The sequence below is a fragment of the Cellulosimicrobium sp. 4261 genome (genome assembly GCF_040546915.1).
Classification (GTDB): Bacteria; Actinomycetota; Actinomycetes; order Actinomycetales; family Cellulomonadaceae; genus Cellulosimicrobium; species Cellulosimicrobium cinnabarinum.
In genome coordinates this window covers 303,786-325,717 of sequence record NZ_JBEPOQ010000003.1, presented here as the reverse complement: position 1 = coordinate 325,717, position 21,932 = coordinate 303,786, and the positions used below count along the sequence as shown (strand labels likewise).

Genomic DNA, 21,932 nt, shown 5'->3' with positions numbered 1-21,932 from the left:
CGTCGGAGTCGTCTGCTCCGGCCAGGAGCGGCGCGCTTGTAACGTTGCGCCCATGCCCGGCCCCGAGCAGTCCCCCCTCGCGGTGGCGACCGACGACGACACCCGCCTGACCACGCGGGCCCCCGCCGACCACGCCGGGCCGACGTCCGCCGCGCCCGACGTCTCCGCGCGACCTGCTGCCGCACCGGAGGCCGGGCCGGGCCCCGCGCCCCTGCCCCGCCGGCCCGTCCGCCAGGTGCCGGCGAGCGGTGACCGCAAGGGCCCGTTCACCCTCGCCGACGTGCTCGGGCACGGCGGGTTCGCGCACGTCTACCGCGCGACGGACGCGGACGGCGCGGAGGTCGCCGTGAAGGTGCTCACGGGTCTCCAGGAGGGTTCCCGCGAGCGCTTCACGCAGGAGGCGAGGCTGCTGCGGGCCGTGGGCGGGCGCGGCTTCCCCGCGTTCGTGCGCTCGGGCCTGGATGACGACCAGCCGTGGTTCGCCATGGAGCTGGTCCCCGGCGCCACGCTGCGCGAGCAGGTCCGCGCGTCGGGCCCGCTGGACGGACGACAGGCGCTGCGGCTGGCGTCGCACGTCGCGGAGGCCCTGCTCGTGCTGCAGGAGCAGCACTGCGTGCACCGCGACCTGAAGCCCGCCAACATCATGGTCGACGGCGACCGGGCGGTCCTCATCGACCTCGGCATCGCCAAGCTGTTCGACACGGCGACGTCCACCCAGCCGGTCGGAACGCTCGCGTACATGGCGCCGGAGCTGTTCGCCCGCCGCGTGCACCCCCGCTCGGACGTGTACGCGCTCGGTCTGCTCCTGATCTTCGCCGCCACGGGAGTCGTGCCGGCGGACCTCAACTTCCTCGGCCGCGACCTCGAGGCCGACGACCTCGTGCGGGAGGTCCCGGACGACCTGGTCGGGGTGCCGGCCGGGACGGAACCGGCCCGGTCCCCCGCCGAGCTGCCCGAGATCGACCCCCACCTGCAGGACCTGATCCTGTCGATGACCCGCTACCAGCCGAACCACCGCCCCGCGCTCGAGAGCGTCGTCGCGGTGCTGCGCGCCCGGCTCGCCGGGGAGGCCGCCGACGACACCCTGCTCCTCACGTCACGGATCGTGGCCGACGGCGCCACCGCGGCCGAGCGCGCGCTGGGCCCGGTCGCCGGGCTGGCCGCCGCCACCGGCGCACCCGTCCGGACCGAGCGGGCGGCGGAGGTCCCCTCGGTCGGCAGGGCGGCCGACGCGGCCCGCGTCCGGGAGCCGTGGCACGCCCTGGTCTACGACGCGACGCTGATGAGCGTGCTGGCCGAGGTGCACGGCGACGGGTTCGACGGCGCGGCCGCCGAGGTGATCGCCGACCACGTCGCGAGCATCGGCGCCCACGTGGCCGACGGCCGGACCCCGGCGGAGCTCAAGGACTGGCTCTGGCAGGCAATGCGGTGGCAGGCCGCGGCACCGCCCGCGGGGCACGCCGACACCCTGCGCGGGTGGCGCGAGTACCGTCGCCCGACGCCCCCGATGCTCCTCGTGCCGGGCTCCGGCGCCGAGCCCGCGGCCCGGGCCGCGCGGTTGCGGACGGACGGCCCCGTCCCCGTGCCGGCGTCCGGCTCCCCGGACCCACGTCCCTGGCCGGTGCCCGTGCAGCGCGTCTCCACGCTGGGCCGCGGTCCGTCGGCGCTGCCCCGGCCGGAGCCGGTCCCGCCCGCTGTCGGACGGACCCGCGTCATGGACTCCCCCGACCTCGTCGCCACGCAGGTCGGCCGGCCGGTCCCGCCGTCGGTCCCGCCGCGCCGGAGCCCCGTCCAGCACCTCGGCCCGACGCCGTCGTCGCCCTCCGCGCGTCCGGGGTCCGCCCGGCCACGGATCGCCGGCGCGGCGGTCACGAGCACCCCGGCCCCGCGCGCCGCCGGCCCGTCCGCAGCCACGACGCCGCCGCACCAGGAGGCGGCCCCGGCGTCCGCCACGCGGTCCGCACGGCCCGTCCGACCTGCCGCGTCGTCGTCCCGGGACCGTTCGCGGGTCGGCGGCGCGCTCCTGCGGGCTCTTCCGAGCGTCCTCGCGGTCCTGGCGGTCCTGCGCACGCTGTGGCTCGTGCCCGACGGCGCGGCCCGCCAGAGCCAACCGTTCGTCCCCCTGCCGCCCCAGCTCCTGGAGACCCTGCGCGTCTCGGTCGACCTGGCCCCGCTCGTCGACGGTCCCGTGCTCGCCCTGGCCGCGCTCGCGGTGGCCCTGGTGCTGCGTGTCGCCGGGCAGCGCACGTGGACGTGGCCGTACGTCCTCGTCGCCTGCGCGTCGGTCGCTGCCACGGTCGTGCTCGTGCTGCGAGGCTGACCGGGGTCCGGGTCGGCCCGGGCGGTGCTCGGCGCGGTCCCGAGGGCGCGGTCAGGCGTGCAGACGGCGCAGGAACGCGCGGGTCCGCTCGCGCTGCGGGTCGCCGAGCACCTGCTCGGGCGTGCCGCGCTCGTGGACGCGGCCCTCGTGGAGGAAGCAGACGTCGTCGGCGACGCGGCGCGCGAACCCCATCTCGTGCGTCGCGACGAGCATCGTGCGGCCCTCCGCGCGCAGCTCGGCGAGCAGGTCGAGCACTTCGCCCACGAGCTCGGGGTCGAGCGCGGACGTCACCTCGTCGAGCAGGAGCAGCTCGGGACCGTTGACGAGGGCGCGCGCGATCGCCGCGCGCTGCTGCTCGCCGCCCGAGAGCTGGTCGGGATAGGACGTCACCTTGTGCCCGAGCCCGACGCGGCCCAGCATCTCGACCGCCGCCGCCTCCGCCTCGTCGCGCGGGCGCCGGTGCACGAGCCGGGGCGCGAGGGTCACGTTGTCGAGCACCGTGAGGTGCGGGAAGAGGTTGTACGCCTGGAAGACCATGCCCATGCGGGCGCGGACCCGGTTGGCGTCGAGGCGCGGGTCGGCGACGTCCTCGCCGTCGAGCAGGATCTGGCCGTCGTCGACCTCGTCGAGCAGGTTGACGACCCGCAGCAGCGTCGACTTGCCCGAGCCGGACGACCCGACGAGCACGACGCACCGGTGCGCGTCGACGTCGAGGTCGATGCCGTCGAGCACGACCCGCCGCCCGCCCGGGGCGCCCACGGCCGGGTACGTCTTGCGCACGCCCCGCAGGGACAGCAGGTGACGCCCGTCCCGGGGGCTCGCGCCGGACGACGTCGCGGAGGCGCTCATCGGATGTCCCCCGCCCCGCTCACCGTCGCGAGCGACCGGCCCCAGCCGCGGCGCGCCTGGTACGCGTCGACCGCGCGCGTCAGCGGGAACGACACGAGGAAGAACAGGATCCCCGCGACGACGTAGGGCGTGAAGTTGTAGCTGCCCGTCGTCGCGATCTGCGCGGCGCGGATCGCGTCGACGGCGCCGAGGACGGAGATGAGGCCCGAGTCCTTCTGCAGCGAGACGAGGTTGTTCGCGAGCGGCGCGGTGACGTTGCGGACCGCCTGCGGCAGCACGACGCGCCGCGTCGTCTGCGCGCGCGTGAGGCCGAGCGAGCGCGCCGCCGCGACCTGCGACGGGTGCACCGACTCGATGCCCGCGCGGAACACCTCCGCGAGGTACGCGGTGTACGTGAGGACGATCGCGAGCGCGCCGAGGAACGCGCCCGACGTCGGCAGCCACTCCAGCCGCAGCGCCGGCAGCCCGAACCCGACGAGCAGCAGCACGAGGAGGAGCGGCACGCCGCGGAACAGGTCGACGTACACCGTCGCGAACGCGCGCAGCGGGAACAGCGCCGGGATGCGGCTCGTGCGCGCGACCGCGAGGCCGAGGCCGAGCACCGTGCCGACGACGCCCGCGACGACCCACACGCGCAGGTTGAGCCACAGGCCCTCGAGGATCGCGGGCAGCGACTCCCACGCCATCGCCGGGTCGAAGAACGCGGTCCGCGCCCGCTCCCAGCCCGGCGCGTTGACGACGACGAGCACCACCGCCGCGACGACGAGCACCGTGCTCACGAGCGCGACGAGGAGCGACCGCCGCCGCTGCGCGCGTCGGAACGCGGCCCGGTCGAGCGCGAGCGGCGAGGGTGACCACGCGGCGGCCGGGACCGCGTCGGGCGACCCGACGCCTCCGGGCGGGCGCGCGTCGTCGGGCACGGTCATGGCCGGGTCACTGGAGGACGGGGATGTCGTCCGACTTGAGCCACGTCGTGCGCAGCTCGGCCAGCGTGCCGTCCGCCTCCAGGTCGTCGACGGCCTGCGACACGCAGCCCGTGAGCTCCGAGCCGAGGTCCAGCACGAGGCCGTACTGCTCGACCACGCCCTCGTCGGGCAGGGTGCCGATGACGACGGAGTCCGGGAAGTACTCGGTCGAGGCGGCGACGCCCTGGTCGACGTCCATGACCATCGCGTCGATCGTGCCGGACTGCAGCGCCTGCATGCCGTCACCGGCGGCGCTGTACGGCGAGATGTCGGCGTCCTCGCCCCACGCGGCCTCGGCGAGCGTGAGGCTCGTCTGGGCGGCGGTGACCCCGATGCGCGCGCCGTCGAGCTCGGCCAGCGTCGTCGCGCCCGCGTACGGGCCGTCCTCCATGACGATGACGCCCTGGCGCGTCGTGAGGTACGGGCTCGAGAAGTCGACGGCCTGCTTGCGCTCGTCCGTGATCGACGTCTGGTAGGCGGCCACGTCGAACGGCTTCACGGCCGGGCTGATGATCTGCTCGAACGTCACGGTCTCCCACACGACGTCGTCGGCCGCGTAGCCCAGGCGGTCCGCGACGGCGTAGATGAGCGCCGACTCGAAGCCCTCGCCCGAGTCCTGCTCCCCTACGTACCACGGGGAGTACGGCTCGCCGGCGCCGACGGTCAGCACGCCGTCGGTGAGCGTCGGGAGCGCACCCGGCTCACACTGCGCGTCGCCCGACGCGCTCTCGCTCGGGCTCGCGGCGTAGCCGCCGTCGTCGGCACCCGACGAACAGGCCGCCAGCGTGAGCGCGGCGACCGCCGTGACGGCGGTCAGGACGGCGGGACGGGGACGCAGACGGCGCATGGTGACCTTCCGGGTGTCGGGCGCCCGCGGGAGTGGTGGGCGCCGGCCACTGACGATAACGCCGGGCCGTGGGCCGTGGCTTCCCCCGCCCGCGCCTCGGCCGGGTGGGGCGCGTCACAGCACGAGGACACCGACTCTGTACGGGAGAAAGCGAGAGGCCCTCGGTCAGCATGTCTGCTGACCGAGGGCCTCTCAGGAGTAGCGGGGGCAGGATTTGAACCTGCGACCTCTGGGTTATGAGCCCAGCGAGCTACCGAGCTGCTCCACCCCGCGTCGGTGATCACTACTCTACGTGAGGTTCCGGACCAGGCCAAATCGGGTGGACGAGACGTGGGTCACGCCAGGACCTCGACCCCGAACGCGAACTCGCGGACGGCCCCCGGCTCGAGCCGCACGTCGGCGGCGCAGTCCGGCCGGTTGAACGCGTCGGTCAGCGTCTCCACCGGCTCGACCGCGATCGCGGCGCGGCCGCGCCGCGCCAGACCGTCCCCCGTGTAGACGTGCACGAGGCCACGCTCCTGCCAGACGGCGAGCCCCTGCCCCGTGGCGGGGTCGCGCACGACCGTGCGCGCGCGGCCGTCGGCGTCGGCCCGGAGGTCGGCGAACGCGTGGTCGAGGCTCGCGCCCGCGAGCGGGAGGGGACCGACGCCGTCGATCGCCCCGAACGCGGCCTCCCCCGCGAGCGGGAGCATGCCGGCATCCGTCACGACGGCGCGACGGGCCGGCACCGTGAGCTCCAGCGCGTCGACCGCGCCGTGCCCGGGGACCCGGAGGTAGGGGTGCCAGCCGAGCGAGACGGGGGCCGCCGTCGTCCCGACGTTGCGGGCGCGCAGCGTGACGTCGAGGGAGCCGGCGCCGAGGACGTACCGGACCTCCAGCACGAGCGCGAACGGGTAGCCCGCGTGCGCGTCGGCGTGGACGACCGTCCGGAGCGTCACGGACTCCCGCTCCGCTCCGTCGGCGGCCGCCGTGTCGCGCGCGGCGACCCCGCCCTCCCCCGCATCCTCGACGACCGTCCAGTCGAGCGTGCGCGCGAACCCGTGCATGGTGAGCGGCTCCCAGGGGAGCACCGGGGGCACGTGGTGGCGGACGCCGTCGAACATGTACTCCCCGCCCGCGAGGCGGTTGACGAACGGCGCCATGAGCGCCGACCGTGCGGCGTCGTGCGCGGCGACCTCCGCCTCGTCGGCGTACCCGTCGACGAGGTCCTCGACGCGCTCGACGCCGTCAGCGCCGCGCCAGGGGGCGCGCCACGCGAGGACGGCCGCGCCCCGCAGCGCGACGACGAGCTCGGCGCCGGACGTGTGGTGCAGCCGCACCGCCGGCACGGTCGTGGTGTCGTCGCCCGCCGCGCTGAAAGCGTTGCTGCAAACCGTTGCAGAAGTCACGAGGAGCGATCCTCCCGCCCGGGGCAGGAAATGACAACTCCGTCCCGGTCCGCCGCAGACGACGGACGGGCGGGGACACCCGCTGGTGTCCCCGCCCGTCCGTGGCGGTGCGTCGCTCGCGCGACGGGGGTACGTCAGCCCGCCGACGACTCCGTGTCGAGCGCCTGCTCGGCCGCGAGGGCCGACTCGAGCGCCTGCTGGAGGCGGTCCTGCGCCTCGCCGTAGGCCGCGAAGTCGCCCTCGGCGAGCGCCGCCTGGCCGTCCTCGATGGCCTGCTGCGCCTGGCGCAGCGCCTGGTCGAGCTCGGCGCGCGCGCCGCCGTCGACCGTGCCGCCGTCGGCCGGCGGCGCCGGCTCCTCGGTGGCCGGGGGCTCGGTGCCGGGGTCCGTCGTGCCCGGGTCGGTCGTGCCCGCGTCCGGCGACTCGCCGTCGGCCGGCTGGTCCGGGACCTCGGTCTCGACGCCGCCGTCCGCGTCGCCGGCGTTCGCGCCCGAGTCGCCGCCGAACACCTGGTCCAGCGCCTCGTCGAGCGTGTCGGCGAAGCCGATCTCGTCGCCGAAGGAGACGAGCACCTTGCGCAGTAGCGGGAACCGCGTGCCCTCGGTCGACTGGACGTACACCGGCTGGACGTAGAGCAGGCCGCCGCCGACCGGCAGCGTCAGCAGGTTGCCGTTGATGACCGTCGAGTCACCGCGGCGCAGCGCCAGCAGGCCGTCGGCCGCCGTCGGGTCGGTGTTGAAGTTGTTCTGCACCTGCCCCGGACCGGGCACCGTCGCGTTGCGCGGCAGCTCGAGGAGCCGCAGCGTGCCGTAGTCCTCCGACCGCACGCCCGCCTCGCTGCCCGGTTCCGCGTCCACCGCGAGGAACCCGGTGAGGATGTTGCGGTCCGAGCCACCGCCGGGGATGTACGTCGACATGAGCGAGAAGGTCGGCGCCTCCTGGCTCGGCATCTGCAGCGTGAGGTAGTACGGCGGCTGGAGCGGCTTGACGTTGCCGCTCGCCGTCGGGTCCTCCGGGCTGCGCCAGAAGTCCTGGCCCGAGAAGAACTCGTTCGCGTCGTCCACGTGGTAGCTCGCGAGGAGCGTGCGCTGCACCTTGAACAGGTCCTCGGGGTAGCGCAGGTGGCTCATGAGGTCGCCCGAGATCTCGGACAGGGGCTGCACGGAGCTCGGGAAGACGTTCGACCAGGCCTGGAGGACCGGGTCCTCCGTGTCCCACGCGTACAGGTCGACCGAGCCGTCGTACGCGTCGACGGTCGCCTTGACCGAGTTGCGGATGTAGTTCACCTGCTGCGGGGCGAGCGCCTCGACCGAGTTGGCCGCGACGAGCGAGTCGCGCGTCGAGTCCTCGAGCGACTCCGACGTGGAGTACGGGTAGGCGTTCGACGTCGTGTAGCCGTCCACGATCCACTTCACGCGGCCGTCGACGACCGCGGGGTACACGCGCCCGTCGAGCGTGAGGTACGGCGCGACCTTCGCGACGCGGTCGCGCGGGCTGCGGTCGTAGAGGATCTGCGACTCGTCCGTCACGCGGTCCGAGAACAGGATCTGCTCGGACCCGAACTTCAGGGCGTAGAGCACCTTGTTGACGAACGACCCGACGCTCGGGCCCGCCTCGATCTCCCCCGTCGGGAACGTGTTGTTGACCTGGCCGCCCGCGTCGTCCACCGGGTAGTCCAGCTCCCAGGGCTCGCGACCCTCGGGCGCGCCGACGATCGAGTACTCGGGCGCCTCGGGCGAGAAGTAGATGCGCGGCTCGTAGCCGCCCGCGTCCGTGAAGGCGCCCGTCGACGGGATCGAGCCTTCGTAGAACGCCGGGCGGCCGTCGGGGCCGATCTGGTTGCCGTACGCCGCCACGACGCCGAAGCCGTGCGTGTAGACCGTGTGGTCGTTGACCCAGTTGCGCTGGTCGGCGCCGAGGCCGTCCTGGTTGAGCTCGCGCACGGCGATGACCGTGTCGCGGCTCTCGTCGTCGATCGTGTAGCGGTCCACCGACAGCGAGCTCGAGAACTGGTAGTACTGCTTGTTCTGCTGGAGCTGGCTGAACGACGGGCTGACGATCTCGGGGTCCAGGAGGCGGATCGACGCCGTCGTGTCCGCGTCCTCGCGCAGCGCGCCGGCCTCGGCCTCCGTCTTGGCGTTGTACTGCTCGGTCTGGACGTCGTCGATGCCGTAGGCGGCCTTCGTCGCGTCGATGTTGCGCTGGATGTACTCCTCCTCGAAGTCCTGCGCGTTCGGCGTGACCTGGAAGCGCTGGACGACGGCCGGGTAGATCCCGCCGATCGCGATGGCCGAGACCACCATGAGGCCCACGCCGATGGCGGGCAGGCGCCAGTTGCCGCGCACCGCGGTCACCACGAACAGGGCCGCGACGAAGAGCGCGACGACGGTGAGGATCGCCTTGGACGGGATCACCGCGTGCACGTCCGCGTACGACGCGCCGTCGAACTTCGCGCCGCCCGAGGTGAGGATCGAGTACCGGTCGAGCCAGTAGTTCGCACCGATGAGGACGAGCAGCAGCGCGGCGATCACCGAGAGCTGGACGCGCGCGGCGGTCGTCGTGCGGGGGCCCGCGTCGGAGCCGCCACCGATCCGCAGGCCGCCGTAGAGGTAGTGCGTCGCGACGGCGGCGATGCCCGCGATGATGACGACCGCCATGAGGAAGCTCACGACGAACCGGAGGGCGGGCAGCGTGAACACGTAGAAGGACAGGTCGATGCCCCACTGCGGGTCCGTCGTGCCGAACGGGACCGAGTTCAGCGCCAGGAGGACCGTCTGCCACTGCGAGGACGCCGCCGCGCCGGCGAAGAAGCCGACGAGCGCCGGGGCCACGATCATGACGACCTTGCGCAGCGGCTCGATCGCCTCGCGGTACTGGTCGAGGGTCGCCTGCTCGGGGGTGGACGGCGCGTAGATGGGCCGCGACCGGTACGCGAGCGAGAACGACAGGAAGACGAGCCCGCCCATGACGAGGAAGCCCGCGACGAACAGGGCGATGCGGGCGCCCCACTGGGTCCACAGGACGTTCGCGAAGTCGAGCTGCTGGAACCACAGCACCTCGGTCCAGAACTGGGCGAGCAGGAGCAGGAGGACGACGAGGGCGCCGACGACGGCGATCGCGATCCCGATCGGGCTCCGGCGCCGGGAGGGCCGCCCCCCGGAGGACGGCCGGCGGGGCGCTGCGGCGAATGACACGGTGGGTATACCTCTTCGGTCGTGGCTCGGGCGTGCACCGGGGTCAACGCCCGGTCCTCCCCCAAGGTTCCCACGGTCCGGCGCCGCGTGGGGGACGGCCGGGCACCCGGCCCGCGGCGGCGCGGGGCGTCGCGGGCCGGCAGCGATGAGGGACGATGGGGGCATGCCCCAGCCTGACGACGCCGCCCCCGGCCCCGACGCCACGACCCCCGCGCCCGGACCCGACGCCGGTCCCGACCCCGTCGCGCCCGGCGGCCCCACCCCGCAGCACGCGCTCGCGCTCGCGGTCCACGAGATCGAGACGCACGCGGCCGACGCGGGCTGGGACGTCCCGCCGCGGCTCTTCGCGCTCGTCGGGACGGCGGGCGCCCTCGGCGCCGACCCGACGCTCGTCGACCGGCTCCCGCCCGACGTCGTGGCCGCGGCCGAGGCCGACCCGCACCACCTGCTGTCGATCGAGCAGGAGGGCTTCGCCGTGGACGGCGACCTGGAGGACGGGCTCGCCCGCGTCGCGTGGCCGGAGACCGTCGACGGTGCCGCGCTCGTCGTCGAGCGGATCGTGCTGCCGCCGGCCGCCGAGGAGGGCGTCCCCGACGACCCGGACGCCGCGCTCGCCTACCTCACGAACCACCCCGGCCGGCAGGACGTGCGCCTCGCCGTCGGCGTGCTGCGCGACGGCACCGCGTGGTGCGCCGTCCGGTCGCGCGCCCACGACTCGGCGACCGACGTCGCGGGCGGCCCCGACCTGGTGCCCGGGCTGGTCGAGGCGCTGCGCGCGACGCTCGAGGACTGACGCGCGCGGGCGGCGTCAGCCGCGCGCCTCGCACGTGGGCAGGGAGTCGCCCTCGCCCGCGCCGATCGCCTCCATCGCCGCGCGCGCGTCGGCGAGCGTCGAGACCGCCGCCACGTGCAGGCCGTCGGGCACGTTGCCCACGACCTCGGGGCAGTTGGCCTGCGGGGCGAGGAACCACGTCGCGCCGTCGCGCAGCGCGCCGTAGAGCTTCTGCTGGATGCCGCCGATCGGACCCACGTCGCCCTCGACGCTCATGGTGCCCGTGCCCGCGATGACGACGCCGTTCGCCTCGTCCTCGGGCGTGAGCTGGTCGACGATCCCGAGCGCGAACATGGTGCCCGCGCTCGGGCCGCCGATGTCCTCGATCTGGATCTCGACGTCCACCGGGAAGTCGAACGCGGGGTCGATGAACACGCCGAGCAGCGCGGTGTCGCCGCCGTCCGTCGTCGCGACCGTGAGGTCCGTCTCCGCGCCGTCGCGCTGCACGCGCAGCGTCACGTCGTCGCCCGGGTCGACCGCGGCCAGGCCGTCGATGAGGTCCTGGTACGTCCGCACGGGCGTGCCGTCGAGCGCCACGATGACGTCGCCCGGCTCGACGACGCCGTCGGACCCGCTGTCCGGCACCGTGCCCTCGACCGTGAGCGTCGCGGGCACGTCGTACCCCAGCTCGGTGAGCGCGGCGACCGTCGCGTTCTCCTGCGAGCTGATCATCTCCGCCTGGCCCTGCTGCTCGGTCTCCTCCTTGGTGCGGCCCGTCGGGAAGACCTCCTCGACCGGGCGCACGCTGCGCGACCGGTCGAACCACCCCTGCACCACCTGGCCGAGGTTCACCGGGTAGCCCGGGCCGCCGGCGACGGACACGGTCGTCAGGAGCAGCTCGCCCGTCGAGTCGTACGTCTCGGCGCCGGTGATCGAGATGAGGGGCGTGCCGTCCTGCTGGCCGAGCGTGTCCTCCGTCGGTCCGGGCGACCGCACCGCGTACGGCGCGGGCAGGATCGCGAGACCCGCGACGAGCAGGGTCGTCGCGAGCAGGGAGATGCCGAACGTCAGCGACCGCCGGGTCACGGGCGGCGGGTCGTGCTCGTCCTCGGCGAGGAGGGCGTCGAAGGAGGGGGCGTCGCTCACCGGGACATCATCCCCGAGGTTGCTGGGATCTCCCTGCCGACGACGTGGACGCCGCCCGGGAGCCGCCCCTACGGGCGGCGCGAGCGGGCCTGCCGCCAGACGGCGGCCGTGCCCAGGACCGCGACGGCCGCCCCCGCCGCGCCGAGCGCCGCGGCGTCCCGACCACCGAACCGTCGACCGCCGACGCCCGTGCGGCCTCGCACCTCGGCGAGGAGCACCTCGAGCGCCGCGGCGCCCGACCACTCCGGCCGCCACCCGGCGTCGTGCAGACGCCGCGCCGAGACCGACCACGGGTGCACGACGAACGCGAGGTCGTTCGCCGGTGACGGCAGCGCACCGACCCGGTGCAGCCGCTCGGCGGTCCCGAACGCCGTCGCGGGCGGGAGCTGCACCGTGCGCATCCCGGCCGCCGCGGCCACCGTCTCCGAGTCGAGCGCGTCGGGCTCGCCGTCGCGCACCGGTCCGGCCGTCAGACCGCCGACGAGGCCCTGGTCCAGCGCGACGCGCACCGCCCCCACCACGTCGTCGACGTGCACGAGCTGCCACGTGCGGCCGCCGCCGCGCACCGTGAGCAGGCGCGGGGCCTCGAAGTGCCGCGTGAGCACGGTGTCCACGCCCGGCCCGACGACGACCGCCGGCCGCACGAGCGCGAGCGGCACCCCGCCGAGCGCCTCCCGCAGCGCGTCCTCGAACGCCACGAGGTCGCCCGCGAAGCCGGGCCCGTCGTCGGGGGCCACGGGGTCGTCGTCGTCGATGACGCCCCGCTCGGGCGACGCGCCGTGCACCGCGGCGGACGACACGGCGACGACGTGCTCGATCCCCGCCGCGACCGCCGCCTCCCCCGCGCGACGGCCCAGGAGCGCGAGGCGGGCGCGCTGCTCCGCGTCCGTCCGGGCGCGCGGCGTCCCGAACTCGCCCGCGGGCGCCACCACGACGAGACGTCGCGCCCCGACGGGCCAGACGAGCGCGTCCACGGGCGACGCCTCGGCGGCGCCCAGGCCCGCGCGCACCGCGTCCGCCACCTGCCCGACGCCGACGACCACCACCGGGTCGCGGTCGGCGACCTCGTCGACCGGGGTGGTCGCCGCGCTCGCGATGGGGTCCTCCCCCGGACCGACCGGGGGCTCGCCCGCCGCGGGGAGCGCCTCGCTGCGCCGTGAGCGAACCCGGCCCTCGGACATGGCCCAGCCCCCGTTCTCGGCGCTCGATCGTGGTTACGGTGATCACCGACGCTACCGTGAGGAGTCGCCATGAGCAGCCTTCCCCCCGACCGTACGCCCGGACCGGACGACAACACGCCCTTCGACCCGCGGTTCGAGGAGCTGCTCCGCTCGATGCTCGGGCCCGACGCCGACGAGGCGCTGCGCGAGCTGCGCGCCCGCGGGCTCGACCCGCAGGCGCTCGCCGCGGGCGGCGCGGCCGACCCGCAGCTGTTCCAGCACGTCCTCGCGCAGGTCCAGCGGATGCTGTCGACGCCGAGCGACGGCCCGGTCAACACGGACGTCTCGCACGACGTCGCGCGCCAGGTCGCCGTCGCCGAGGGCGACCCGTCGATCTCGCCGGCGCAGCAGCGCGCCGTCACCGAGGCGCTGTCGGTCGCCGAGCTCTGGCTCGACGCCGTCACCGACCTGCCGCCGTCGGGCGGGAAGAGCCAGGCGTGGAGCCGGTCCGAGTGGGTCGAGCACACGCTCCCCGCGTGGAACGAGCTCGTCGCCCCGGTCGCCGCGTCCGTCGCGGACGCGCTCGCCACGGTCCTGCGCGACCAGCTCCCCGAAGGCATGGGGGACGACACCTCCGCCCTGCCGGGCGTGGGGTTCACGCTGCCCGGCCTGCCGGCCGGTGCGCTCGGGCTGCCCGCGGGCGACCCGGCCGCGCTCATGCGACGCCTCGGCTCCGCGGTGTTCGGCATGCAGGTGGGCCAGGCGGCCGGGACGCTCTCGCGCGAGGTCTTCGGCGCGACCGACGTCGGGCTGCCGCTGCTCGACCGGCCCGCGACGGTCCTCCTGCCCACGAACGTCGCGGCGTTCGCCGAGGGCCTCGACGCCCCCGCGGAGGAGGTAAGCCTCTTCCTCGCCCTGCGCGAAGCCGCCCACGCCCGCCTGTTCACGCACGTCTCGTGGCTGCGCGGGCACCTGCGCGGGCTCGTCGACGCCTACGCGCGCGGCATCACCATCGACCTCTCCGCGCTCGAGTCCCAGCTCGCCGACGTCGACCTCGCGGACACGGACGCGCTCCAGCGCGCGCTGTCGGGCGGTGTCTTCGGCCTGCAGAACACGCCCGAGCAGCAGGCGACCCTGGCGCGCCTCGAGACGACGCTCGCGCTCGTCGAGGGCTGGGTCGACGAGGTGACCGCCGTCGCGGCGCTCCCCCACCTGCCCCACGCCGTCCCGCTGCGCGAGATGCTGCGCCGTCGTCGTGCGGCGGGCGGGCCCGCGGAGCACACGTTCGCGACGCTCGTCGGCCTCGAGCTGCGCCCCCGGCGCTCGCGCGACGCGGCCGCCCTGTGGGCGCTCATCGCGGCGCAGTCCGGCGCCGGTGCGCGCGACGCCGTGTGGGACCACCCCGACCTGCTGCCCGACGGGACCGACCTCGACGACCCGTCCGGCTACGAGGGGCGGCGCGCCGCGACCCGCGCGGAGGAGGCGGACGTCGACCGCGCGCTCGAGGAGATCTTCCGCGCCGCGGAGGGTTCGCCGAATGCCGGACCGTCCCGCGAGGGCTCCGACGAAGGTGGCGCCCCGGCTGCCGACACGCCGACGGACGGCCCGGCCGCAGACGGACCGACGGACGACGGTGGGACGGACGACGCGGCCGGCCAGGGCGGGGCGCCGCGCTGACCTGGTCCCCTCCGGGTCAGCTCGCCGTCTCCGCGGGCGGTGCCGTGGTCCCCGCGGCGCCGTCCCCCGGCTCGACGTCCGCGTCGTCCGGCTCGAGGTCCGCGTCCCGCGAGAACGACACGCCCTCCAGGAACCCCCGCGCCCGCTCCGTGCGCGGGTAGGCGTCGAGCAGCTTCCAGAACCCCGGGCCGTGACCGGCGTGGAGCAGGTGCGCGAGCTCGTGCAGGAGCACGTAGTCGAGCACCCAGGACGGCATCCCCCGGACGCGCGTCGAGATGCGGATCGTGCCGTCGATGAGCGTGCACGAGCCCCACCGGCGGTCCTGGTTCCCGGCCCACCGCACGCTCGTGGGCCGCGCGCGGCCGTCCAGGTACTTGTCCGACAGCTCGAGGGCGCGGCGCTCCAGCTCCGCGTCCGACGGCCGCCGCCGGCGCTCGGAGTCGGCGAGGCGGTCGAGCATGCGCTGGACCCACTCGCGCTCCTGCGCGCGCGTGAACCGCGCCGGGATCGCGACGATCGTGCGCTCGCCGTCGCGGTAGGCGCTCACCGTGCTCTTGCGTCGGCGGCTGCGCCGAACCTCCACGATCGTCTCCCGGACCACGCCTCAGACCGTAGTGGTTCTTGCCACGAAATGGCAGGGGCGCGCGCGGAGTGGCGCGCTCTCCCGCGGAGTTCGGTCGAGCGGACGACGTGGAGACCTGTGGCGACGGCAAAGAGTTCCTCCCCGCCGGACCATCGGGGCGGAGCCTGTGGACAACCGTCGGCGGCTCTCGGGCCCGTGCCAGGCTGACGTCGGGCGTCCGGCCGGACGCCGCACGACGACGGACGGAGGAGCCGTGCAGCGACGACGCGTGCTGCGACCCGAGGCGCCGCTCCTGCGGCGCGGCCCCGGCGAGGTCCAGGTCGGCACCGACCCGCGGTGGTCGGTGCGGCTCACCGGGCTCGACGCGGACGAGGAGCGCTGGCTGCGCGCGCTCGCCGCGCCCGCGCGGCGCGGCGGCGCACCCGACGTCCCCGGCTCCCCCGCGCAGCGCACGCGCCGCGCCGCGCTCGTCCGCCTGCTCGACGAGGCGCACCTCCTCGTCACGGCGCGCCGACGCCGGCCGGCGTCGCCCGCCCCGGGGCACGGCGCGGCGGACCTCGCGGTGCTGTCGGCGTTGCTGCCCGACGGCGCGGGGCACCGCGTGCTCGCGGGGCGCGCCCGGGCGACCGTCGCGGTCGTCGGGCTCGGGCGGGTGGGTGCCGCGCTCGCCGTCCACCTCGCCACGGCAGGGGTGGGCGCGCTCGTCCTCGACGACCCGGGCACGGTGCTCACCACGGACGTCGGGGGTGGGGCCTACCGGCTGCGGGACGTCGGGTCGCCGCGCGAGGGTGCGGTGCGGCGGATCGTCGAGGAGGTCGCCCCGGGCGTCGTGACGGCCTCGACCCCGGTCACGCCGGAGGAGGCACGGGCCCCCGCGCCCGACGTCGTCGTCGTGGTCGAGCACGGAGCCGCGGACCCGGTCCGGGTCCGGAGGTTGGTGGGTGCGGGGGTCGCGCACCTGTCGGTCGTGGTGCGCGAGGCCGACGTCGTGGTCGGGCCGTTCGTCCGGCCGGGGCTCGACCCGTGCCTGACGTGCGCGGACCTGCACCGCGCGGACGTGGACCCCTGCTGGCCGCAGGTCGCTCGACAGCTGCGCGAGGCGTCCGCGCACCGGAGCGAGGAGACGCTGCTCGCGGCGTCGGCCGCGGCCGTCGCGCTCGGTCAGGTCCTGGCAGCCCTGGACGGGCTGGTGCCCCGCGCAGCCACGACCTGCATCGAGATTCCTGCTCCCGATGCCGTGCCGCGGCTGCGCGGGTCGAGCCGCCACCCGCGCTGCGGGTGCGGCGAGCTGGCGCGCACGCCCCCGGACGGGGCGCCGCTGCCCATGTCAGGCCGCCGTCGAGGCGCCGACTGACGCCTCGGTCCGTGCGGCCTCCTGGGCCTGGCGCTCGGCCTCGCGGGCGAGCACCTCGGCCTTGCTCGGACGGCCGCGGCCGCGCTTGCGCGCGACCACGACGCCGTCCACGAAGACCTCGCCGCCCCAGACGCCCCAGGGCTCGCGACGCTCGACCGCACCGGCGAGGCAGCCCTCGACGAGCGGGCAGGTGCGGCACAGGGCCTTGGCCTCCTCGACCTCGGCGGTGCGCTCGGCGAACCAGAGCTCCGGGTCGTTGGTGCGGCAGGGCAGCAGGCCCGCGAGAAGGCGGTCGAACTCCGCGGAGTCGTTCTCGCCGAGCGGCGTGGCCAGCGGTTGGTGAGGGACCCAGGGGCCGGATCCCCCCTGAGCGGTGATGTTGTCGAGCAGCGCGGTGAGCCGCACGATGTCCTCCAGTGATGTCCTGTCGTGGGTGTGAACGTCGTCGTCACAGGACCCTGAGGACAGCGGCCCCGTCTCGTGGAGACGGGTGGGGCCGGTGATCCTCATCGGCGGACGTGCTCGGAGAACACGAAGGCCGCGGGTCCTAGAGGGACTCCGCGGCCTGGAAGGTTCCGGTCGGTCAGACCGGGTTCGTCCTGGTGGCGGAGTCGGGAGCGGGGCGGGCGATGAAGGTGCCGCCGCGGTGCGCGATGGCACGCGGACGGAGCTCTCCTGGCGTGCCCGTGTACGCGGACGCGTGATCCAGCAGGTTCGCCATGGCGATCTGGTTGTTCATCAGCTCTCCCACCCCCTCTCTCCATCAGGCGCCCGCCTCTCGGCGCGCCCCTTCCCAACAGGACTCGTCGACCATATGCCGCCCCTCACAGGAGGCACAACTTATTTACGAGAAATTCTTCGACGAGTTCACCCGGCCCTCGTCGAGAGGCACGGACGGGGGCTCGTCAGCCCTCCGCGCGGCGCACGATCTCGAGGATCGTGGCCCCGTACCGCTCGATCTTCGCGGGCCCCAGACCGTTGATGCGTGCGAGGTCGGCCTGGCTCGTCGGCCGCGTCTCGGCGACGGCCGCGAGCGCCGAGTCCACGAGCACGGTGAACGCCGGCTTGTCCGTCTCCTGCGCGACCTGGCGACGCCACTCGCGCAGCTCCTCGAACAGCGCCTGGTCGTACTCCCCCGTGAGCCGGACCTTGGACTGCCCCGCGCGCGCACGCCGCGTCCCGCGCACGCCCGGCTCGTCGGGCCAGAGCCCGTCGAGGAACCGCGTGCGCCGGCGCGTCGCCCGGCCGCCGGGGTTGCGCGAGCGCGCGAACGAGAGCTCGAGGTGCTCGCGTGCCCGCGTGATGCCGACGTAGAGCAGCCGGCGCTCCTCCGCGACCGCCTCGTCCGTCTCCGCGAGGGAGATCGGCATGAGCCCCTCGCTCATCCCGGCGAGGAAGACGGCGTCCCACTCCAGGCCCTTCGCCGCGTGCAGCGACGCCAGGGTCACTCCCTCGACCGTCGGGGCGTGCTGGGCCGCGGCGCGCTCGTCGAGCTCGGCGACGAAGGTCGCGACGGTCGGGGCCGGGGCGTCGGACGCCGCGGCGAGCCCGGCGACGTCGTCGGCGAGCGCGACGAGAGCCTGCGTGGACTCCCAGCGCTCCCGCGCCGCGCCGCGCGCGGCCGGCGGCGCGGGGGCCCAGCCCGCGGCGGCCAGGACGTCGCGCACCGTCTCCGGCATGGGGACGTCCGGGTCGGCGGAGCGGGCCGCCCCGCGCAGCAGGACGATCGCGTCGCGGACCTCCTTGCGCTGGAAGAAGCGCTCCCCGCCCCGCACGAGGTAGCCGATGCCCGCGTCCGCGAGCGCCGACTCGAACGCCTCCGACTGCGCGTTGGTCCGGTAGAGCACCGCGATCTCGCTCGCGCGCGTGCCCGCGGCGAGGAGCCGCCCGATGCGCTGCGCGATCCCGCTCGCCTCCGCCTCGTCGTCGTCGTACGCGGTGAAGGCGACGGGCGGCCCCGCCGGCCGCTGGGCGACGAGCTCGAGTGCCTGGTGCGCGCCGCCCGCACGGCCCGCGCGCGCGAGGAGCTGGTTCGCGAGGTTCACCACCTGCGGCGTCGAGCGGTAGTCGCGCACGAGGCGGATCACCTGAGCCTTCGGGTGGGTGCGCGAGAACGTGAGGAGGTGGTGCGGCGTCGCGCCGGTGAACGAGTAGATCGTCTGCGACGGGTCGCCGACGACGCACAGCTCGTCGCGTCCCCCGAGCCACTGGTCGAGGACGAACTGCTGCAGGGGCGAGACGTCCTGGTACTCGTCGACGACGAAGTGGCGGTACTGGCGCCGCACCTCGTCGGCCACCGCGCCCTGCGTGGCGAGCATGTCGCCGAGCATGAGGAGCACGTCCTCGAAGTCGATGACCGACCGCTCGGTCTTCACGTCCTCGTAGGCCGTGAGGAGTCGCGCGACGGTCTGGTGGTCGAACCCGGCGGGGGGCTCGCGGTCGATCGCCTCGCACGCGCGGACGTAGTCGTCGGCGGTGACGAGCGAGACCTTGGCCCACTCGATCTCGGACGACAGGTCCCGCACCGCGACGCGGTCCACCCCGACGCCGAGCCGGCGCGCCGACTCCGCCACGACGGGTGCCTTGTGCTCGAGGATGCGCGGCGGCGCCCCGCCGACGACCTTGGGCCAGAAGTAGCCGAGCTGGCGCAGCGCGGCCGCGTGGAACGTGCGCGCCTGGACTCCCGTCGCACCGAGCTCGCGCAGGCGCGTGCGCATCTCCCCCGCCGCGCGCGCCGTGAAGGTCACGGCGAGCACGCTCGTCGGCACGTACACGCCCGTGCGGACCCCGTACGCGATGCGGTGCGTGATCGCGCGCGTCTTGCCCGTCCCCGCGCCGGCGAGCACGCACACGGGCCCGCGCAGCGCGACCGCGACGTCGCGCTGGTCGGGGTCGAGGGCGTCGAGGATCTCGTCGGCGGAGCGGTGGGCGAGCGGGCGTGAGACCGGTGGCGTGGACATCACCCGCGATTCTCGCAGGCCCGGCTGACACGCGGGCCGGGAACAGCCCGCGCTCCCCCGGTGTTACCGTCACGACCCGACCGCCCGCGGCACGCGCCGCCCGGAACCGCAGCAGGAGAGCCCTCGATGAGCACCGCCCCGACCCTTCCCGACACCGGCTCGGTCGTCATGTACTCGACGACGTGGTGCGGGTACTGCCGCCGCCTCAAGACGCAGCTCGACTCCGAGGGCATCGGCTACACCGAGGTCAACATCGAGGAGACGCCCGGCACCGCAGAGTTCGTGGAGTCCGTCAACGACGGCAACCGCACCGTGCCGACCGTCGTCTTCCCCGACGGCTCCGCCGCGACGAACCCGTCCCTCGCGGAGGTCAAGAAGCGCCTCGCCGCCTGACGCGGCACGCACGAGGGCCCGATCCGGGACTCCGGACCGGGCCCTTCGCGCACCCGGCGCGGGCGGCCCGACGACGGCGCCTCGCGCCGCTCCCGCCCTGAGCCGCCCTCAGCCGCCCTCAGCCGCCCTCAGCCGTCGGCGAGGCTCGCGCCGAACCAGTCCTCGAGGAGCGCCCGCGCGATCGACGACCGGCCCGGCAGCAGCACCTCGCGCGACCGGACGGCCTCGGCGAGCTCGGCCCGCGTGAACCAGCGCGCGTCGGTGAGCTCGACGCCGTCCACGTGCAGCTCCGTCGTCAGGGCGCGGGCCGAGAAGCCGAGCATGAGCGACGCGGGGAACGGCCACGGCTGGCTCCCCCGGTAGGCCACGTCGCCGACGACGACGCCCGCCTCCTCCGCGACCTCCCGTCGCACCGCGTTCTCGAGCGACTCGCCGGGCTCGACGTAGCCCGCGAGGGTCGAGAACCGCCGCTCCGGCCAGTGGGCCGCGTGCCCGAGCAGCAGTCGCTCGTCGGGCCCCTCGCCGTGCACGACGGTCATGATCACCGCCGGGTCGGTGCGCGGGTACAGCTCGACGCCCTGCGCCACGCAGCGGCGCGTCCACCCGCCCTTCTCGACGGTCGTCCGGCCGCCGCAGCGCGGGCAGCGCGGGTGGTTCGCGTGCCACGCCGCGAGCGCCACCGCCTCCGTCGCCAGCCCGGCGACCGGCGCAGGGACCGCGCCGACGAGGTCGCGCAGCCCGGACCACGCGTGGTCGCGCGCGAGGACCGCGTACGGCTCCGACGCGTCGACGCCCTCGATGTCGACCTCCTCGGCGTCCGCGTCCTCGGGGAGCACGAGCGCGAGGTACGCCGTGCCGTCGTCCTCGCCGAGGAAGAGCCAGCGCGCGGGGTCGTCGTCGGTCGCCGGGTCCACGTCGCGGAGCTCGGCCGGGTACAGCAGGGCGACGCCGCCGGCCACGCCGGGGCCGCCGAGCGCGAGCCGGCCGCGGTGGACGAGCAGGACGCGCGTCGTCGGCTGCGACCGCAGCGTGCGCACGAGGTCCGGCTCCGCGCGCCGGTGCTCCGCGCGGTCGACGAACGCGCCGTCGAGCGGCAGCGGGAGGTGGTCGAGCGGCGTGCGCGGCAGCGCGCCCGGCCCGGGGGTCGCGCCCGTCGGCGTGCCGGTCGGGGTGCCGGTCCGGGCGTCGACCGGCGCGGTGCCGGGTCGGTCCGGGGTCACGGCAGGGTCGCTCGTGCCCGACGACGGCCGGGCGGCAGGGGTGCTCACCCCCCGACCGTAGGCCACCGGGGACCGGGCCACCCGCCCTGCAGGGGGCGCCGCCTCGCGGGGGTGCGGCGCCGGGGACGGCGTGGGTCGACCGGGCGCGTGCAGAGACCGACTACCGTGGTCGCGTGCCTCGTTCTCCGTTGACCCTCGCCGCGCTCGCGACCGCCGCCGTGCCCGGTCTGGACGCCCGCAGCGCACGGCCCGTCGAGGATCCGGGCGACTACGACACCGCCGTCGTCACCGACGCCGACGGCACCCGCTGGACCGTGCGCGCACCCCGCAGCCTGCAGGCCGGCGCCGCGCTCGAGGCCGAGGCGGAGCTGCTGGGCTCGCTGCAGCACTACGCCGAGTCGGGGGTGCTGTCGTTCGCCGTGCCGCGCGTCAGCGGCACCGCGCTCCTCCCGGAGGGCGGGCGTGCCGTCGTGCACCCGGCGCTCGAGGGCGAGCCGCTCGACGTCGACGGCCTGCGACCCGGACCGGGCCTCGCGGCCGACCTGGGCCGTGTGCTCGCGTCGGTCCACGAGCTGCCGCGCACGATCGTCGACGACGCCGGCCTGCCGGGCTACGAGGTCGAGGAGTACCGCGCGCGCCGCATGGCGGAGCTCGACGAGGCCGCGGCCACGGGCAAGGTGCCGCCGACGCTCCTGCGCCGCTGGGAGACCGCGCTCGAGGACGTCTCGCTGTGGCGGTTCCAGCCGGTCGTCGTGCACGGCGACCTCGGCCCGGAGCAGGTGCTCGTCGCCCGCGGGCGCGTCGTCGCCGTGACGGACTGGGCGGGCGCGCGCGTCGCGGACCCCGCGGACGACCTCGCGTGGCTGCTGGTCTCGGCGCCGCCCGAGGTCGTCGACTCGATCATGGAGGCCTACCAGCTGCGCCGCACCGAGCTCACGGACAAGCACCTGCTGGACCGCGCGCTCCTCGTCGGCGAGCTCGCCCTCGCGCGCTGGCTGCTGCACGGCGTGCGCAACGGCCTCGACGACGTGGTCGCCGACGCGCTCGACATGCTCGCCGACCTCGACGAGGCGACGCAGGACGCCGACGACTGAGGTCCCGCCG

Annotated in this window: 18 protein-coding genes and 1 tRNA gene; 6 read left to right on the top strand and 13 right to left on the bottom strand. The window is 75.5% G+C overall.

Going from position 1 to position 21,932, the window contains the following annotated elements:
• Positions 1-52: 52 nt before the first annotated feature.
• Entirely contained in the window at positions 53-2,320 is a 2,268-nt protein-coding gene (locus tag ABIE39_RS06005) for a serine/threonine-protein kinase (protein WP_354050828.1), read from the top strand.
• A gap of 51 nt (positions 2,321-2,371) precedes the next feature.
• Here the strand turns inward: ABIE39_RS06005 and ABIE39_RS06000 are convergent, their stop codons facing one another.
• From ABIE39_RS06000 to ABIE39_RS05975, 6 genes are all read right to left on the bottom strand, one after another.
• On the bottom strand, positions 2,372-3,169 hold the full coding sequence (locus ABIE39_RS06000; protein WP_354050827.1) for an amino acid ABC transporter ATP-binding protein: 798 nt from the start codon (positions 3,167-3,169) through the stop codon (positions 2,372-2,374).
• Positions 3,166-4,095, bottom strand: coding sequence for an amino acid ABC transporter permease (locus ABIE39_RS05995; RefSeq protein ID WP_085388326.1), 930 nt, complete (start codon positions 4,093-4,095; stop codon positions 3,166-3,168). The genes ABIE39_RS06000 and ABIE39_RS05995 overlap by 4 nt, the downstream gene beginning before the upstream one ends.
• Before the next feature lie 7 nt (positions 4,096-4,102).
• Entirely contained in the window at positions 4,103-4,981 is an 879-nt protein-coding gene (locus ABIE39_RS05990; RefSeq protein WP_354050826.1) for an ABC transporter substrate-binding protein, read from the bottom strand.
• Positions 4,982-5,180: 199 nt separating this feature from the next.
• A tRNA-Met gene (locus ABIE39_RS05985) sits at positions 5,181-5,254 on the bottom strand.
• A gap of 62 nt (positions 5,255-5,316) precedes the next feature.
• Positions 5,317-6,369: an aldose 1-epimerase gene (locus tag ABIE39_RS05980; protein WP_354050825.1), complete on the bottom strand. Its 1,053-nt coding sequence runs from the start codon at positions 6,367-6,369 to the stop codon at positions 5,317-5,319.
• 134 nt (positions 6,370-6,503) lie between these two features.
• Positions 6,504-9,563: a UPF0182 family protein gene (locus tag ABIE39_RS05975; protein ID WP_175007934.1), complete on the bottom strand. Its 3,060-nt coding sequence runs from the start codon at positions 9,561-9,563 to the stop codon at positions 6,504-6,506.
• A gap of 163 nt (positions 9,564-9,726) precedes the next feature.
• Here ABIE39_RS05975 and ABIE39_RS05970 point away from each other — a divergent pair, with 163 nt between their 5' ends.
• Entirely contained in the window at positions 9,727-10,356 is a 630-nt protein-coding gene (locus ABIE39_RS05970) for a PPA1309 family protein (protein ID WP_354050824.1), read from the top strand.
• A gap of 15 nt (positions 10,357-10,371) precedes the next feature.
• On the opposite strand, the gene ABIE39_RS05965 is transcribed toward ABIE39_RS05970, so the two are convergent.
• Both ABIE39_RS05965 and ABIE39_RS05960 read right to left on the bottom strand, forming a co-directional pair.
• Positions 10,372-11,481 (bottom strand): PDZ domain-containing protein, encoded by a 1,110-nt coding sequence (locus ABIE39_RS05965; RefSeq protein WP_175007933.1) that lies wholly within the window; start codon positions 11,479-11,481, stop codon positions 10,372-10,374.
• Between the two features lie 68 nt (positions 11,482-11,549).
• Positions 11,550-12,662 carry an NAD-dependent epimerase/dehydratase family protein gene (locus ABIE39_RS05960; protein ID WP_354050823.1) on the bottom strand — a complete coding sequence of 371 codons (1,113 nt, stop codon included), beginning with the start codon at positions 12,660-12,662 and terminating at the stop codon, positions 11,550-11,552.
• Between the two features lie 69 nt (positions 12,663-12,731).
• On the opposite strand from ABIE39_RS05960, the gene ABIE39_RS05955 reads away from it, so the two are divergent.
• On the top strand, positions 12,732-14,318 hold the full coding sequence (locus ABIE39_RS05955; RefSeq protein WP_354050821.1) for a zinc-dependent metalloprotease: 1,587 nt from the start codon (positions 12,732-12,734) through the stop codon (positions 14,316-14,318).
• A 16-nt stretch (positions 14,319-14,334) separates the two neighbouring features.
• Here ABIE39_RS05955 and ABIE39_RS05950 read toward each other — a convergent pair whose 3' ends face one another.
• Positions 14,335-14,919, bottom strand: a complete 585-nt coding sequence (locus ABIE39_RS05950) for a YgjP-like metallopeptidase domain-containing protein (RefSeq protein WP_354050820.1) — start codon at positions 14,917-14,919, stop codon at positions 14,335-14,337.
• A gap of 235 nt (positions 14,920-15,154) precedes the next feature.
• On the opposite strand from ABIE39_RS05950, the gene ABIE39_RS05945 reads away from it, so the two are divergent.
• A complete protein-coding gene (locus ABIE39_RS05945) occupies positions 15,155-16,255 on the top strand; it encodes a ThiF family adenylyltransferase (protein WP_354050819.1) in 1,101 nt (366 codons plus the stop codon).
• Here ABIE39_RS05945 and ABIE39_RS05940 read toward each other — a convergent pair.
• The 3 genes from ABIE39_RS05940 to ABIE39_RS05930 all read right to left on the bottom strand — a co-directional run bounded on the left by ABIE39_RS05940 (position 16,229) and on the right by ABIE39_RS05930 (position 19,215).
• Positions 16,229-16,660, bottom strand: a complete 432-nt coding sequence (locus ABIE39_RS05940) for a WhiB family transcriptional regulator (RefSeq protein ID WP_081600232.1) — start codon at positions 16,658-16,660, stop codon at positions 16,229-16,231. The two genes, ABIE39_RS05945 and ABIE39_RS05940, sit on opposite strands and share 27 nt — an antisense overlap.
• Before the next feature lie 178 nt (positions 16,661-16,838).
• Complete coding sequence (locus ABIE39_RS05935; protein WP_167405678.1) at positions 16,839-16,994, bottom strand: hypothetical protein; 156 nt, start codon at positions 16,992-16,994, stop codon at positions 16,839-16,841.
• Between the two features lie 166 nt (positions 16,995-17,160).
• A complete protein-coding gene (locus tag ABIE39_RS05930; RefSeq protein WP_354050818.1) occupies positions 17,161-19,215 on the bottom strand; it encodes an ATP-dependent helicase in 2,055 nt (684 codons plus the stop codon).
• Between the two features lie 126 nt (positions 19,216-19,341).
• Between ABIE39_RS05930 and ABIE39_RS05925 the strand changes: the two genes are divergently transcribed.
• The gene (locus ABIE39_RS05925) at positions 19,342-19,608 is read left to right on the top strand and encodes a mycoredoxin (protein ID WP_043658319.1); all 267 of its coding nucleotides are present in this window, start codon (positions 19,342-19,344) and stop codon (positions 19,606-19,608) included.
• Between the two features lie 128 nt (positions 19,609-19,736).
• Here ABIE39_RS05925 and nudC read toward each other — a convergent pair whose 3' ends face one another.
• Entirely contained in the window at positions 19,737-20,876 is a 1,140-nt protein-coding gene (gene nudC, locus ABIE39_RS05920; protein WP_354050816.1) for an NAD(+) diphosphatase, read from the bottom strand.
• Positions 20,877-21,001: 125 nt separating this feature from the next.
• Between nudC and ABIE39_RS05915 the strand changes: the two genes are divergently transcribed.
• Entirely contained in the window at positions 21,002-21,922 is a 921-nt protein-coding gene (locus tag ABIE39_RS05915) for a phosphotransferase (protein ID WP_108047431.1), read from the top strand.
• The last annotated feature ends 10 nt before the right edge of the window (positions 21,923-21,932 follow it).

Bases quoted from the DNA above. Each gene is read 5' to 3' on its own strand.
- ABIE39_RS05970 (WP_354050824.1), top strand. From the start codon at position 9,727: ATGCCCCAGCCTGACGACGCCGCCCCCGGCCCCGACGCCACGACCCCC.
- ABIE39_RS05960 (WP_354050823.1), bottom strand. From the start codon at position 12,662: ATGTCCGAGGGCCGGGTTCGCTCACGGCGCAGCGAGGCGCTCCCCGCG.
- ABIE39_RS06005 (WP_354050828.1), top strand. From the start codon at position 53: ATGCCCGGCCCCGAGCAGTCCCCCCTCGCGGTGGCGACCGACGACGAC.
- ABIE39_RS05995 (WP_085388326.1), bottom strand. From the start codon at position 4,095: ATGACCGTGCCCGACGACGCGCGCCCGCCCGGAGGCGTCGGGTCGCCC.
- ABIE39_RS06000 (WP_354050827.1), bottom strand. From the start codon at position 3,169: ATGAGCGCCTCCGCGACGTCGTCCGGCGCGAGCCCCCGGGACGGGCGT.
- ABIE39_RS05925 (WP_043658319.1), top strand. From the start codon at position 19,342: ATGAGCACCGCCCCGACCCTTCCCGACACCGGCTCGGTCGTCATGTAC.
- ABIE39_RS05935 (WP_167405678.1), bottom strand. From the start codon at position 16,994: ATGAACAACCAGATCGCCATGGCGAACCTGCTGGATCACGCGTCCGCG.
- ABIE39_RS05955 (WP_354050821.1), top strand. From the start codon at position 12,732: ATGAGCAGCCTTCCCCCCGACCGTACGCCCGGACCGGACGACAACACG.
- ABIE39_RS05930 (WP_354050818.1), bottom strand. From the start codon at position 19,215: ATGTCCACGCCACCGGTCTCACGCCCGCTCGCCCACCGCTCCGCCGAC.
- ABIE39_RS05990 (WP_354050826.1), bottom strand. From the start codon at position 4,981: ATGCGCCGTCTGCGTCCCCGTCCCGCCGTCCTGACCGCCGTCACGGCG.